The following is a 14,764-nucleotide window of genomic DNA, read 5'->3' on the forward strand; positions in this document are numbered from 1 at the left end:
ACGTTGCCAGCGTTGCCTTTCTGCGAGTTATCATTCGTTTACACAATTTTGCTCACCCCTCTTGCAGTAGGGCGCCACAGGGCGCGCTTGCGTAGCAAGCCTTCGCGAGAACACGTCTGATGAAAATCGCGTCGCTGGAAGACGACCTTGATCAAGCCCGGCGCATCCAGCAAGTGCTGACCGCCGCGGGATACACCTGCACCAGTTATCACCAGAGCCGTGACCTGCTGGCCGCGTTGCGCACTGAGAGCTTCGATCTCGTGCTGCTGGACTGGCATCTGCCCGATATTGATGGCGACGATGTGGTGCGCTGGTTGCGCGCCAATATCGGACCCCGCATTCCCGTGATCTTTCTGACCAATCGCGCAAGCGAGGACGATCTGGTGGAAGGCCTGCGCGCTGGCGCCGACGACTACATCGTCAAGCCGCTGCGCCCCCTGGAGTTGCTGGCGCGCGTCGCGGCGCTGCTGCGCCGCAGCCAGATCGCCGAACCGGCCAACGATACCTTCGACATTGCGCGCTACCGCATCGAACCTGCGGCACGCACGATCTCGCTTGATGGAAATGCGGTCACGCTCGCGCCAAAAGAATTCGAACTGGCGCTGCTGTTCTTCCGCAATCTGGGCCGCTTGATGTCGCGCGATGTGTTGGCCGAATGCGTGTGGAACCGGGAAATTCCCGCCACCTCCCGGACGCTGGATACGCACTTGTCGAACATTCGCCAGAAGCTGCAACTGCGTCCCGAAAACGGCGTGCGCCTGAGTTCGTCCTATGCCCTTGGATATCGGCTTGAGCTGATCAGCGCCACCGAAGACAGCCCGTCCTGAACACGACGCGCGCCCCCCTCTGGAGAACCGATCGTTATGAGCCGCTGTCGCGCGCTTTCTTTGCCTGTCCTGCTGTCTTGCGCACTGCTTTCCGCGCCCGCGCTCAGCCAGCCCGCTGGCGCACTGGGTGAAGACTTCATCTATCGCGTCCGCCAAGGCGACACGCTGATCAACCTGGCCACGCAGTACACGCGCAACCAGGCCAACTGGGCGTCATTGCAAACGTTAAACAAGGTGGTTACGCCGGAACGCTTGCCGATCGGGCTGGAACTGCGTATTCCGCTGTCGATGATTCCTGAACGCGCCGCGCAGGCGCGCGTGGTTCACGTCAGCGGCCAGGCCAACACCGATGGAAAGGCCTTGCAAGCGGGCGCGAACCTGGCCGAAGGCAGCACCGTGGTGACGTCGCCCAACGGCTTTGTGACGCTGGAATTGGCCGACGGATCGAAGCTCACCCTGCCCGCCGGCGGCTCCGTCGAATTGACGCGCCTGCGCCAGTTTGAAGGCACCGAGCTGACCGACTCCGTCATTCACGTGCAACGCGGCAGCGTTGAATCCACCGTCGCGCCCACCGGGCAAGGCGTGGGCCGCTTTGAAGTGCGCACACCGGTCGCGGTGACCGGCGTGCGCGGCACCCGCTTCCGTGTGCAAAGCGGTGCGGGCGGCGTGCATAGCGAAGTGCTGGAAGGCAGTGTGCGCCTGCAAGCTCACGCGCCAGGCACCGCCCCCGCCAAACCGGTTGCCGTCGCGCGCGGCTATGGCGCAGCGGTCCACAATGACGGCAGCGTGGCAGGCGTGCGCGAGCTGCTGGCCGCGCCGCAACTGGGCACGCCCGAACGCTCGGGCGGCGGCGCATGGACCAGCGCCTTCGCCCCCATTGCCGGAGCGCAAAGTTATGTGGTGCGTGTATCGCGCGACGCCGAGGGCGCCCTGCCCGTTTCGTCCGTGAGTTTTCCCACGAATGCCATCCACTTCACCGCCCCCGGCCCCGGCACCTACTACGTGTCGGTGCGCGCCATCGACGACCTGGGCTTGAGCGGCCAGGACGCCGTCGCCACGTTTGAGGGCGCGAACCAGCTGATGACCTCATTCGGCCTGGGAGTCGCCAGCGGCACGGGCGGACTCATTACGTTGACCGAGTACTAGAGACCGCCTCATGGCCGACGCCACCGACGCCCTTGACCGGACCTCGCGCTCAGGGCTGTGGCTGACGGTGATGCTGGCAGTGCTGGCGGCCGTGCTGGGCTCGTTCAATGGACTGGGCCGGGTCGATCAGATTCTTTACGATCGCGCCGTGACCCTGACCGGGCGCCCCGCCGACCCCGACATTCTGATCGTCGCCATCGACGACACCAGTATCGACACGCTGGGACGGTGGCCGTGGCGCCGCGCCATCCACGCAGCGATACTGGACCGGCTGCAAGGCGCCCGCGCGGTTGGGCTGGACCTGATCTTCGCGGAAAGCGATACGGTCAATCCCAACGACGACCTGATCCTTGCCAATAGCATCCGGCGCAACGGGAAAACCGTTTTGCCGATCGTGCTGGACCGGCTCAATCATCCCTCGGCGATCGGTGCGCCCATCCCCGGCCTGGCCAATGCCGCGGCGGGCAGCGGCTTCATCAATGCGCGAATCGACCCGGATGGCGTCGTCCGCGAAGCCACGCTGATGACGCACTACGCCAGTGACCGCCAATATCACCTGGCCATCTCCATGCTGGAAGTCGGCGGCCAGAGCGAACAAGCGCAACGGCTGCTGCAACGAGCAGGCCCCGACGGCACCATCCTCATTCCCTACTCCGGGTCCACCGCGCACATGCGCACGGTTTCGTATCTGTCGGTGCTGCGCGGCGAGGTCTCGCCCGACGAGCTGCGGGGAAAATACGTGCTGGTCGGCGCCTGGGCGACGGGACTGGGCGATGCCTACCCCACGCCGGTATCGCATGATCTCAGCGGCATGTCCGGTGTGGAGATCATCGCCAACCTGTTGCAAGCGGCGCGCGACGACATTTCATACCAGCGCCCCGCCGCGCCTTGGAACGCGCTGTTCTCCGCCCTGCCCGTGCTGCTGGCCTGCCTGGCGCTGTGGCGCTTGTCGCCCAAGCGCGCGCTGCTTGTCAGCATTGCGCTGTTTGCCTGCATCCTGCTCGTGTCGTGGCTGCTGCTGGCTTACGCCTATTTGTGGTTTGCGCCGACCTCGGCCTTAGTGGGAGTCGCCCTCTGCTACCCGCTTTGGAGCTGGCGTAGCCAAGAGGCCGCGCTGCGCTACATGGATCACGAACTGCGGCGCCTTCAACGGGAATATCCGCCGGTGCTGAACGAAGCACGCGCACAGCAAACCGGGCCGAGCGCATCGCTGGAAAGCCGGGTCGGCGAATTGCAGCGTGCGCTGGAACGCGTACGCAACCTGCGCCGCTTCCTGGCCGATGGATTGGACGGCATGCCCGACGCCACGCTCGTCTTCGATCAAGACGGCCGCATGCAATTCCGCAACCAGGCCGCGGTGATGTATTTCCAGCGCTTGGGCATGCGGCCGCCGCGCGTCGGCCACCCGGCCACCCATTTGCTGGAAAAAACCATCTCTGACGACCTGACGCGGCAGCGCGTGGCCGAAGCACTAAATGGCCAGCGTTCGACGGAGGACTCGTCTCCCTGGACCGCTGACCTGGAAGTGCGTGACTACGCGGGCCGCGACCTGATCCTGAAGTGCGCCCCCATCCATACCGCCGAAGGCCGGTTCGCAGGCACCGTCGCGACCCTGACCGATATTTCCCGCATCCGGCAAGCCGAGCGCCAGCGCGAAGAGACCCTGCGCTTCATCTCGCACGACATGCGCGCGCCGCAAAGCTCCATTCTTGCGCTGGTGGAAATGAAGCAGGAAAGCGGCGCGCCGGATGGCCAGAGCGAGACGCTGTCGCGCATTGCCATGCTGGCCAACCGCACGCTGCATCTGGTCGATGACTTCGTGCATTTGACGCGCGCGGAATCCATGACGATCAGCGCGGTCGAGCTGGATCTGGGCAGCCTGCTGCAAGACGGTGTGGACGAATTCTGGGCGTCGGCCCACAAGCGCGATATCACGCTCGGCTTGCGGATGCCGCTGCCCGCGGCTTACTCGCGCGGAGATCAGACCTTGCTGATGCGCGCGTTGTGCAACCTGATCGACAACGCCATCAAATACAGCCCCGCGCACACGCGTATCGAATGCGGCATCGACGAAGCGGCCGGCTTCTGGCGCGTCAGCATCCGAGACCAGGGTCAGGGTATTGCCGATGCCGATCTGGCGCAGTTGTTCGAGCCCTTCGCCCGAGTCGCGGTTGAAACCAAGGGCGACGTGGGCGGGGCGGGACTCGGCCTGGCGTTTGTGCGCACGGTGGCCGAACGCCATGGCGGATCAGTGGAAGTGCAAAGTGAACTAGGCGCGGGCTCAGTCTTCACCTTGTGCCTGCCCATCGCGCCCGAATCGCAAGACCCGCAGGAAGCCGCGCAAGCGGGCTGACGCCGCGCCTGCCTATCCTTGCTTCGCTTTGGATGCCTACTGGAAGACGTGAGAGATCACTGCGGGCTTGCCCGCCTTGATCTCCAGCGTGCCTCGATACGGCGGCAAATCCGCGTTGCGCAGCACCACCTGGTACTTGCCCGGGATCAGCCGCAATTCCTTGACGGGCGGGCTGATGCCGCGCGCAATGCCGTTTACCCAGACCTCACCCCAAGGGCGAATGTCCAACCGCACCGTGACCGGCACAGCCAAGGGTTTGGGTTTGGCGACGTCCTCCGTGGGCGCGACGGGAATCGCGGGCTCTTGCACGGCAGGCGCTGCCGGCTCGCTGCGCAACGCCGACGGGTCGGCAGACGCGCCAAGGCCATTTTGCGCCGCCAACTGCGTGGACGACGAAGACTCACCCTGCGCCGCAGGTGACGCCGGAGGTTGCCACTGCGCGGTTGGCAACGACGAGGTCGCGGCAACGACAGGCGGCGCAGCAGGCGGTGGCGTCGTGACGGCGGGTGGCGCAAGGGGATGGTCCGCCGGTGGATTTGGCGTCACGACCTCAGAACGGGTGATCAGTGCGTTGGGCGTATGCACACCCCACTGAAACCACCCATACGTGCCGATGCCGATCAACGCCACCAAGCCCAGCAGCGCCAACAGGGGACGACTTCGTCGAACGGGTCTGCGTACCGGTGCAGAGGCAGCCGGGGCGGCATAGGCGCCACCAGCGGCAGTATCCGCTTCGGCGGGTGCAGGCTCGATATAGGCGGCAACGCCCAACAAGGCAGCCAGTTCGGCCAGCGTTTGCGGCCGGTCGGCCGGCGTCATGACCAGGCCAGCATCGATGACGCGCAAGAACTCCGGGCTGTACTTGGACAGGCCCAGCGACGTTAAGGGCTCGTAGGTATCGGTGGCGCGGCGTTCGGGCGCGGGCGGCGGGCGGTGCCCGGTCACCAGTGCGTGCATCACGGCGCACAGCGCGTAGATGTCGCTCCAGGGGCCGCGCGGCCAATCAATGGAATCGGTATACAGCTCGAACGGCGCGAAACCGGGCGTCGGGCTGCGGCTGGAGCGCCGCGACCGCGCAACGACCAGCTCGGGCAGCAGGTGGGCGCGAGCGCCCTCATCCATACCCACCGTATCCAGCGAAATATCCCCACAGATCTCACCCTGTGCATGCAAGGCGATCAGCGACGGCAGTAAATCGGACAGCAGCCGCTTGATGCGCGTTTCCGGCACGCCGCCCGCCGTGCTGGCGGCGATCGCGCTCAATGGACGCAGCGCTAACGGCGCGGCTCCTGAGAAGGGGCCACGCGGCGTCAGCAGGCCGGTGGGGGAGGACATGATCGGAATTGCGCTCATGCGCGAAAATCGTGCAAAGGTTGAATAGGTTGAATATTATCCAATCCGCAACACCAGGACATTGCCGAAAATGTCCGAGCGCATCAGGCTGTGGCACGATAGCGCATCGCCCACCCCCCTATTTCCCCTAATAAGCTATGAAAATTCGCCTTCTGAGCAGTCTGCTCGGCGCGTCGATGGTCCTGGCGGGCTGCGCCGGCGTCCAACAGCAACCGGAAACCCCCGCCACGCCCGAAGCGCTGGCGCAATTGCAACAAGTCCGCGACACCTACGGCGCCGGGCGTTACGGCGAGGTCATTCGCACTGTCGCCACCTCGGACACCTTGGCAACATCCACCAAAGCGGTGCGTATCGAAGCGTACAAGCTGCAAGCGTTCAGCTATTGCGTCACCCGCTACGCGCAGTTGTGCGAAGACAGCTTCGTGCGCATTCTGACGTTGGACTCCTCATTCGAACTTGCGCCGAACGAAGCGGGCCATCCGTCCTGGGGCCCCGCCTTTCAGCGCGCCCGGGCGCAAACCGCGAAGTAGTCTACGCGCGCGACACTCGCCCATAAATCGGGCAAAAAAAAGGCCGCTGATTCGCATCAGCGGCCTTTTTGTTTACCGTCCCCACGCCGGTACGGCGCGCGGGGATCGGTAAGGGTCCGGAATTCCGCTTATTCGGCGGAGTCCTCGGTGCCAAGGTCGGCAGCCGGGGCTTGCTCGTCCGCACCCACCGTAACCGGTGCGTCTTCGAACGGGTTGGCCTGCTGGCGAGCGGCTTCGCGTTCCGCTGCCTCCAGCTCTTCCTTGTCGCGGCGTGCATGGTGGTAAGCCAGGCCGGTACCCGCCGGGATGAGGCGGCCGACGATGACGTTTTCCTTCAAGCCACGCAGGTCGTCGCGCTTGCCCATGATGGCGGCTTCGGTCAGGACACGAGTGGTTTCCTGGAACGATGCGGCCGAGATGAACGAGTCGGTCGACAGCGAGGCCTTCGTGATACCCAGCAGCACGTTGTCGTACGTAGCCGGGATACGCTCTTCGGCAGTCATACGGTCGTTGGCGTTCAGCAGTTCGGAGCGCTCGACTTGCTCGCCCGGGATGAACTCGGTATCGCCAGCATCAACGATGTTCACACGGCGCAGCATCTGACGAACAATCACTTCGATGTGCTTGTCGTTGATCTTCACGCCCTGCAGACGGTACACGTCCTGCACTTCGTCGACGATGTACGTCGCCAGCTTCTCGATGCCTTGCAGGCGCAGAATGTCGTGGGGATCGGCCGGGCCGTCCACGATCATTTCGCCCTTGTTCACCACTTGGCCGTCGTGCACCAGAACCTGCTTTTCCTTCGGAATCAGGAACTCGTGGCTCACGCCTTCCAGGTCGGTGATGACCAGACGCTGCTTGCCCTTCGTGTCCTTACCGAACGAGACCGTACCAGTGACGTCGGCGAGCATGCCGGCGTCCTTCGGCGAACGGGCTTCGAACAGTTCGGCCACACGCGGCAGACCGCCGGTAATGTCGCGGGTCTTTTGCGATTCTTGCGGAATACGCGCCAGAACTTCACCCACGGCAACCTGCTGGCCGTCGCGCACGGTAATCAGCGCGCCCACCGGGAACGAGATGTTCACCGAGTGATCGGTGCCGGCGATCTTGACGTCTTCGCCGTTCTCGTTGACCAGCTTGATCTGCGGACGCATGACGATCTTGCCGCCACGGGTCTTCGGCGTGATGACGACGAGCGTCGACAGGCCGGTGACTTCGTCCACCTGCTTGGCAACGGTCACGCCTTCTTCGATGTTCTCGAAGCGGACGGCGCCACCGTATTCCGACACGATCGGACGGGTCAGCGGGTCCCACGTCGCCAGACGTGCGCCAGCCTTCACGGCTTCGCCATCGCCCACCAGCACGGTCGCGCCGTACGGGATCTTGTGGCGTTCGCGTTCGCGGCCGTTGTCGTCGAAGATCGCCAGTTCGCCCGAGCGCGAAATCGCCACACGTTCGCCCTTGGCGTTCGTGACATAGCGCATCGTGCTGGCAAAACCGACCAGACCGCTGGACTTGGTTTCCACCGCGCTGGCCAGAGCCGAACGCGACGCCGCGCCACCGATGTGGAACGTACGCATCGTGAGCTGCGTGCCCGGTTCACCGATGGACTGAGCAGCGATAACGCCAACTGCTTCGCCCTGGTTGACCGGCGAACCGCGACCCAGATCGCGGCCGTAGCAGTGTGCGCACAGACCGTGACGCGTTTCGCACGTCAGCGGGGTGCGGACCTTGACTTCGTCCACGCCGATGCGGTCGATGGTGTCGACCAGATCTTCGTCCAGCAGGGTGCCGGCGACGATAGCCGTTTCCTGCGTGTCCGGATTGATGATGTCCACGGCGGCAACACGACCCAGGATGCGGTCGCGCAGCGGTTCGATGACTTCACCACCTTCCACCAGGGCCTTCATGTTGTAGCCCAGCGACGTACCGCAATCGTCCTCGGTAATCACCAAGTCTTGCGTCACGTCGACCAGACGACGAGTCAGGTAACCCGAGTTTGCGGTCTTCAGTGCCGTATCAGCCAGACCCTTACGCGCGCCGTGAGTCGAGATGAAGTACTGAAGCACGTTCAGACCTTCACGGAAGTTCGCGGTAATGGGCGTTTCGATAATCGAGCCGTCCGGCTTGGCCATCAGGCCGCGCATACCAGCCAGCTGGCGGATCTGGGCGGCCGAACCGCGGGCGCCCGAGTCAGCCATCATGTAGATCGAGTTGAACGATTCCTGGCGAACTTCTTCGCCGTGACGGTTCACAACCGGCTCGGTAGCCAGTTGTTCCATCATCGCCTTGCCGACCTTGTCGCCAGCCTTGCCCCAGATGTCCACAACGTTGTTGTAGCGCTCTTGGGACGTGACCAGACCCGACGAGTACTGCTTGTCGATTTCCTTCACTTCGCGGCTGGCTTCAGCCAGGATGCCTTCCTTGGCGGTCGGGATCAGCATGTCGCCCATGGCGATCGAGATACCGCCGCGCGTGGCCAGCTTGAAGCCGGACTGCATCAGCTTGTCGGCGAAGATCACCGTGTCGCGCAGGCCGCAACGGCGGAACGACTGGTTGATCAGGCGCGAGATTTCCTTCTTCTTCAGTGCCTTGTTCAGCACCGTGAAGGGCAGGCCCTTCGGCAGAATTTCGGACAGCAGCGCGCGGCCAACCGTCGTCTCGTGACGGCGGATAACCGGTTGCCATTCGCCAGCCTCGTCGCGCTCGTGCTCTTTCAGACGCACGGTCACGCGGGATTGCAGCTCGACTTCGCCGTTGTCGTAGGCGCGTTGCACTTCAGCGACGTCGGTGAAGAAGATGCCTTCGCCGCGGCCGTTGATGCGCTCACGCGTCGTGTAGTACAGACCCAACACGATGTCTTGGGACGGCACGATCGACGGTTCGCCGTTGGCCGGGAACAGCACGTTGTTCGACGCCAGCATCAGCGTGCGCGCTTCCAGCTGGGCTTCCAGCGACAGCGGCACGTGAACAGCCATCTGGTCACCGTCGAAGTCGGCGTTGAACGCCGCGCAAACCAGCGGGTGCAGCTGGATGGCCTTGCCTTCGATCAGGACCGGCTCGAACGCCTGGATGCCCAAACGGTGCAGCGTAGGCGCACGGTTCAGCATGACCGGGTGTTCGCGGATGACTTCTTCCAGGATGTCCCAAACCACCGGTTCCTGGCTTTCCACCAGCTTCTTGGCAGCCTTGATGGTCGTGGCCAGGCCCATCATCTCCAGACGATTGAAGATGAACGGCTTGAACAGTTCCAGGGCCATCAGCTTGGGCAGACCGCACTGGTGCAGCTTCAGCTGCGGGCCCACCACGATGACCGAACGGCCCGAGTAGTCGACGCGCTTGCCCAGCAAGTTCTGACGGAAACGACCGCTCTTGCCCTTGATCATGTCGGCCAAGGACTTCAGCTGGCGCTTGTTGGCGCCCGTCATGGCCTTGCCACGGCGGCCGTTGTCCAGCAGCGAGTCAACGGCTTCCTGCAGCATCCGCTTTTCGTTGCGCAGGATGATTTCCGGCGCCTTGAGCTCCAGCAGGCGCTTCAAGCGGTTGTTGCGGTTGATGACGCGGCGGTACAGGTCGTTCAGGTCGGAGGTCGCGAAGCGGCCGCCGTCCAGCGGCACCAGCGGACGCAGGTCCGGCGGCAGCACGGGCAGCACTTCCATGACCATCCACTCGGCCTTGATGCCCGACTTCTGGAAGCCTTCCAGCACCTTCAGGCGCTTGGAAATCTTCTTGATCTTGGCTTCCGAGCTGGTGGCCTTCAGTTCGCCGCGCAGCGTTTCCACTTCGCGGTCGATGTCGATGGTGCGCAGCAGTTCGCGCACGGCTTCCGCGCCCATCAGGGCACGGAAGTCGTCGCCGTACTCTTCGGTCTTGGCGAGGAAATCGTCATCCGACATGATCTGGCCGCGCTTGAGCGGCGTCATGCCAGGTTCGATCACGCACCAGGCTTCGAAGTACAGAACGCGTTCGATATCGCGCAGGGTCATGTCGAGCACCATGCCCAGACGCGACGGCAGGCTCTTCAGGAACCAGATGTGCGCGACGGGGCTGGCCAGCTCGATGTGGCCCATGCGTTCACGGCGAACCTTGGCGACGGTGACTTCAACGCCGCACTTTTCGCAGATCACGCCACGATGCTTCAAGCGCTTGTACTTGCCGCACAAGCACTCGTAGTCTTTGATCGGGCCAAAGATCTTGGAGCAGAACAAACCGTCACGCTCAGGCTTGAACGTGCGGTAGTTGATGGTCTCGGGCTTGCGAACTTCGCCGTAAGACCACGAACGGATCTTCTCGGGCGAGGCGATGCCGATCTTGATGGCATCGAATTGCTCGTCTTGCGAGACTTGCTTAAATAGGTCGAGTAGCGCTTTCATTAGTTACGCTCCAAATCCATGTCCAGGGCCAACGAGCGGATTTCCTTCACCAGCACGTTGAACGATTCCGGCATGCCGGCGTCGATGACGTGGTCGCCCTTGACGATGTTTTCGTATACCTTCGTACGGCCAGTGATGTCGTCCGACTTCACCGTCAGCATTTCTTGCAGGGTGTACGCGGCGCCGTATGCTTCCAGCGCCCACACTTCCATTTCCCCGAAACGCTGACCACCGAACTGCGCCTTACCACCCAGCGGCTGCTGCGTGACCAGCGAGTACGGACCCGTCGAACGCGCGTGCATCTTGTCGTCGACCAAGTGGTGCAGCTTCAGGTAGTGCATGTAGCCGACGGTCACGGGGCGCTCGAATTTCTCGCCCGTGCGGCCGTCAAACAGCCATGCCTGCGTACGCGAAGGCGTCAGTGCCATGCGCTCGGCGACGTCGTCCGGATAGGCCAGCTCCAGCATCGTGGTGATTTCCTCTTCGGTCGCGCCGTCGAAGACGGGCGTCGCGAACGGCACGCCGTTCTTGAGGTTCTGGGCCATTTCCATGACTTCTTCGTCGGTCAGCTCGTCGATGCGGGCGCCGGAACCGGTCGTGTTGTAGACCTTGTCCAGGTAAGCACGGACGTTCTTGACCTGCGCCGTGCGCTCGTCGCGCAGCAGATCGGCAATGCGGTGGCCCACGCCCTTGGCAGCCCAGCCCAAGTGCACTTCCAGCACCTGGCCAACGTTCATCCGCGAGGGCACGCCCAGCGGGTTCAGAACGATGTCGGCCGGCGTGCCGTCAGCCATGTGCGGCATGTCTTCCACCGGGGTGATGCGCGAGACCACACCCTTGTTACCGTGACGGCCTGCCATCTTGTCACCCGGCTGCAGACGACGCTTCACGGCCAGGTAGACCTTGATCATCTTCAGCACGCCCGGGGGCAGCTCGTCGCCCTGCGTCAGCTTCTTGCGCTTCTCTTCGAAGGCCAGATCAAACTGGTGACGCTTCTGCTCCAGCGATTCCTTGGCTTGCTCCAGCACGACAGCGTGCGGCTCATCGGCCAGACGGATGTCGAACCACTGCCAGCGGTCCAGATCAGCCAGGTAAGCCTTGGTGATCGTGGCGCCCTTGGCCAGCTTGCGCGGGCCGCCGTTGACGGTCTTGTTGACCAGCATCTTTTCGATACGGTCGAACTGGTCGTTTTCAACGATGCGCAGCTGGTCGTTCAGGTCTTGGCGATAGCGGCGCAGTTCATCGTCAATGATGGACTGGGCGCGCTTGTCGCGCACGATGCCTTCACGCGTGAACACTTGCACGTCGATCACGGTGCCGGTCATGCCCGAAGGCACGCGCAGCGAGGTGTCCTTAACGTCGGACGCCTTTTCACCGAAGATGGCGCGCAGCAGCTTTTCTTCCGGCGTCAGCTGGGTTTCGCCCTTCGGCGTGACCTTGCCGACCAGCACGTCGTCGGCGCTGACTTCGGCGCCAATGTACGTGATGCCCGAATCGTCCAGACGGTTCAGTTGCGTCTCAGCCAGGTTGCTGATGTCGCGCGTGATTTCTTCCGGACCCAGCTTCGTGTCGCGAGCAACAACCGTCAGTTCCTCGATGTGCACCGAGGTGTAGCGGTCATCAGCCACAACCTTTTCGGAGATCAAGATCGAGTCTTCGAAGTTGTAGCCGTTCCACGGCATGAACGCGATCAGCATGTTCTGACCCAGGGCGAGTTCGCCCAGGTCGGTCGATGCGCCGTCAGCCAGCACGTCACCCTTGGCAACCTTGTCGCCACGCTTGACGATAGGACGCTGGTTGATGTTCGTGTTCTGGTTGGAACGCGTGTACTTGATCAGGTTGTAGATATCGACACCGACTTCGCCGGCGACGTTTTCTTCGTCGTTCACGCGAATCACGACGCGCTCGGCGTCAACGTGATCGACCAGACCGCCACGCAGTGCCTGCACGGTCGTGCCCGAGTCAACGGCCACGGTGCGCTCGATACCCGTACCCACGACCGGCTTTTCCGGACGCAGGCAAGGCACGGCCTGACGTTGCATGTTGGCGCCCATCAGTGCGCGGTTCGCGTCGTCGTGTTCCAGGAACGGAATCAGCGAAGCAGCAACCGACACGATCTGCGACGGGGCAACGTCCATGTAGTGCACGTTGGCCGGCGAGGTCAACATCGTTTCGCCTGCTTCACGGCAAGCGACCAGGTCGTCAACGAAAGCGCCTTCCTCGTCCAGCGCGGCGTTAGCCTGCGCGATGACGTAGTGGCTTTCTTCGATGGCCGACAGGTAATCGATCTGCTCGCTGACGCGGCCGTCGATAATCTTGCGGTAAGGCGTTTCCAGGAAGCCGTACTCGTTCAAACGAGCGTACAGCGCCATGGAGTTGATCAGACCGATGTTCGGGCCTTCCGGCGTTTCGATCGGGCAGACGCGGCCGTAGTGGGTCGGGTGCACGTCACGGACTTCAAAGCCGGCGCGCTCGCGGGTCAGACCGCCCGGGCCCAGTGCGGAAACACGACGCTTGTGCGTGATTTCCGACAGCGGGTTGGTTTGGTCCATGAACTGCGACAGCTGGCTCGAACCGAAGAACTCCTTGATGGCTGCCGAGATCGGCTTGGAGTTGATCAGGTCGTGCGGCATCAGGTTTTCGGTCTCGGCTTGGCCCAGACGTTCCTTGACGGCGCGCTCGACACGCACGAGACCGGCGCGGAACTGGTTTTCGGCCAGTTCGCCCACGCAACGCACGCGACGATTACCCAAGTGATCGATGTCATCGATCTGGCCACGGCCGTTACGCAGCTCAACCAGCACCTTGATGGTTTCAAGGATGTCTTCGTTGGTCAGCGTCATCGGGCCGGTGATGTCTTCACCACGGCCCAGACGGCTGTTGACCTTCATGCGGCCAACGCGCGACAGGTCGTACGTCTCTTCGCTATAGAACAGACGCTGGAACAGCGCTTCCACCGCTTCTTCCGTGGGCGGCTCGCCAGGACGCATCATGCGGTAGATGGCAACACGCGCGGCCATCTGGTCGGCGGTTTCATCGGTGCGCAGCGTTTGCGAAATGTACGGACCACGGTCCAGATCGTTCGTGTAGAGCGCCTGGATGTCGTAGACGTTGGCTGCGCGCAGAGCGCCCAGCACGCTTTCCGTGATTTCGTCGTTGGCGTTGGCGATGACTTCGCCGGTATCTTCGTCAACGATGTTCTTGGCCAGCACGCGGCCGTACAGGAAGTCTTCCGGCACGGAGATGCGCTGGATGCCACCGGCAGCCAGGTCGCGCAAATGCTTGGCATTGATGCGCTTGTCTTTTTCGACGATGACCTTGCCATCGCGGTCCGAGATGTCGAAGCGGGCCATTTCGCCCTTCCAACGCTCGGGCACGAATTCCATCATCGCGCCTTCGCTCTTCAGTTCGAAGTTATCGAAGTCGAAGAAGTTGGCCAGGATGGATTCCGGCGTCATGCCGATGGCCTTGCACAGGATCGTGACAGGCATCTTGCGACGACGGTCGACGCGGAAGAACAGGACGTCCTTCGGGTCGAATTCGAAGTCCAGCCACGAACCGCGGTAAGGAATCACGCGGGCCGAGAACAGGAGCTTGCCGGAGCTGTGCGTTTTGCCGCGGTCGTGTTCGAAGAACACGCCAGGCGAACGGTGCAGCTGCGACACGATGACACGCTCGGTGCCATTGATGACAAAGGAACCCGTGCCCGTCATGAGCGGAATTTCGCCCATGTAGACTTCCTGTTCCTTCACTTCCTTCACGGTCGGCTTGCTGACTTCGCGGTCAAGCAGCACCAGGCGGACCTTGGCTCGCAGGGGCGAGGCATAGGTCAGACCACGTTGCTGACATTCCTTGACATCGAACACCGGTTCGCCGAGCACGTAGCTCACGAACTCCAAGCGCGCCATACCGTTGTGACTAACGATCGGGAAAATCGACGAGAACGCCGCCTGCAAACCGTCGGCTACGCGATCGGACGGGGCGGTATCCGCCTGCAGGAAAGTTAGGTAGGATTGAAGCTGTGTCGCCAAAAGGAAAGGAACGTTTTGAACGTCTTCACGCTTGGCGAAGCTTTTGCGGATGCGCTTTTTTTCGGTGTACGAGTAAGGCATGAGCACTCCGACTCGAGGTTGCATGGGCCGTCAACCACGGCCCTAGGTGATACGACTCCAGGAAACCCCT

7 protein-coding genes are annotated in these 14,764 nt (G+C 62.8%); 4 read left to right on the top strand and 3 right to left on the bottom strand.

Translation table 11 applies throughout. From position 1 onward, the window contains the following. Positions 1-119: 119 nt before the first annotated feature. The 3 genes from HV765_RS17000 to HV765_RS17010 are packed head-to-tail and all read left to right on the top strand — an operon-like array spanning position 120 to position 4,326. The gene (locus HV765_RS17000) at positions 120-827 is read left to right on the top strand and encodes a response regulator transcription factor (protein ID WP_175170416.1); all 708 of its coding nucleotides are present in this window, start codon (positions 120-122) and stop codon (positions 825-827) included. 36 nt (positions 828-863) lie between these two features. Beyond that, the gene (locus HV765_RS17005; protein WP_175170417.1) at positions 864-1,973 is read left to right on the top strand and encodes a FecR domain-containing protein; all 1,110 of its coding nucleotides are present in this window, start codon (positions 864-866) and stop codon (positions 1,971-1,973) included. A gap of 10 nt (positions 1,974-1,983) precedes the next feature. Beyond that, a complete protein-coding gene (locus tag HV765_RS17010) occupies positions 1,984-4,326 on the top strand; it encodes a CHASE2 domain-containing protein (RefSeq protein WP_175170418.1) in 2,343 nt (780 codons plus the stop codon). 36 nt (positions 4,327-4,362) lie between these two features. Here the strand turns inward: HV765_RS17010 and HV765_RS17015 are convergent, their stop codons facing one another. Next, positions 4,363-5,661 carry a serine/threonine-protein kinase gene (locus HV765_RS17015; protein ID WP_175170419.1) on the bottom strand — a complete coding sequence of 433 codons (1,299 nt, stop codon included), beginning with the start codon at positions 5,659-5,661 and terminating at the stop codon, positions 4,363-4,365. 155 nt (positions 5,662-5,816) lie between these two features. Here HV765_RS17015 and HV765_RS17020 point away from each other — a divergent pair, with 155 nt between their 5' ends. Next, positions 5,817-6,209: a TssQ family T6SS-associated lipoprotein gene (locus tag HV765_RS17020; RefSeq protein ID WP_054428138.1), complete on the top strand. Its 393-nt coding sequence runs from the start codon at positions 5,817-5,819 to the stop codon at positions 6,207-6,209. 128 nt (positions 6,210-6,337) lie between these two features. On the opposite strand, the gene rpoC is transcribed toward HV765_RS17020, so the two are convergent. Next, positions 6,338-10,582, bottom strand: a complete 4,245-nt coding sequence (gene rpoC, locus HV765_RS17025; RefSeq protein ID WP_054428139.1) for a DNA-directed RNA polymerase subunit beta' — start codon at positions 10,580-10,582, stop codon at positions 6,338-6,340. Then, on the bottom strand, positions 10,582-14,694 hold the full coding sequence (gene rpoB / locus HV765_RS17030) for a DNA-directed RNA polymerase subunit beta (protein ID WP_054428140.1): 4,113 nt from the start codon (positions 14,692-14,694) through the stop codon (positions 10,582-10,584). Before rpoB ends, rpoC begins: the two co-directional genes overlap by 1 nt. Between the last annotated feature and the right edge of the window lie 70 nt (positions 14,695-14,764).

The sequence above is a fragment of the Achromobacter kerstersii genome (assembly GCF_902859595.1).
GTDB classification, from domain to species: domain Bacteria; phylum Pseudomonadota; class Gammaproteobacteria; order Burkholderiales; family Burkholderiaceae_B; genus Achromobacter; species Achromobacter kerstersii.

Excerpts from the sequence above, each read along its gene's own strand:
- HV765_RS17000 (WP_175170416.1), top strand. The coding sequence starts at position 120 with ATGAAAATCGCGTCGCTGGAAGACGACCTTGATCAAGCCCGGCGCATC.
- HV765_RS17005 (WP_175170417.1), top strand. The coding sequence starts at position 864 with ATGAGCCGCTGTCGCGCGCTTTCTTTGCCTGTCCTGCTGTCTTGCGCA.
- HV765_RS17010 (WP_175170418.1), top strand. The coding sequence starts at position 1,984 with ATGGCCGACGCCACCGACGCCCTTGACCGGACCTCGCGCTCAGGGCTG.
- HV765_RS17015 (WP_175170419.1), bottom strand. The coding sequence starts at position 5,661 with ATGTCCTCCCCCACCGGCCTGCTGACGCCGCGTGGCCCCTTCTCAGGA.
- HV765_RS17020 (WP_054428138.1), top strand. The coding sequence starts at position 5,817 with ATGAAAATTCGCCTTCTGAGCAGTCTGCTCGGCGCGTCGATGGTCCTG.
- rpoC (WP_054428139.1), bottom strand. The coding sequence starts at position 10,582 with ATGAAAGCGCTACTCGACCTATTTAAGCAAGTCTCGCAAGACGAGCAA.
- rpoB (WP_054428140.1), bottom strand. The coding sequence starts at position 14,694 with ATGCCTTACTCGTACACCGAAAAAAAGCGCATCCGCAAAAGCTTCGCC.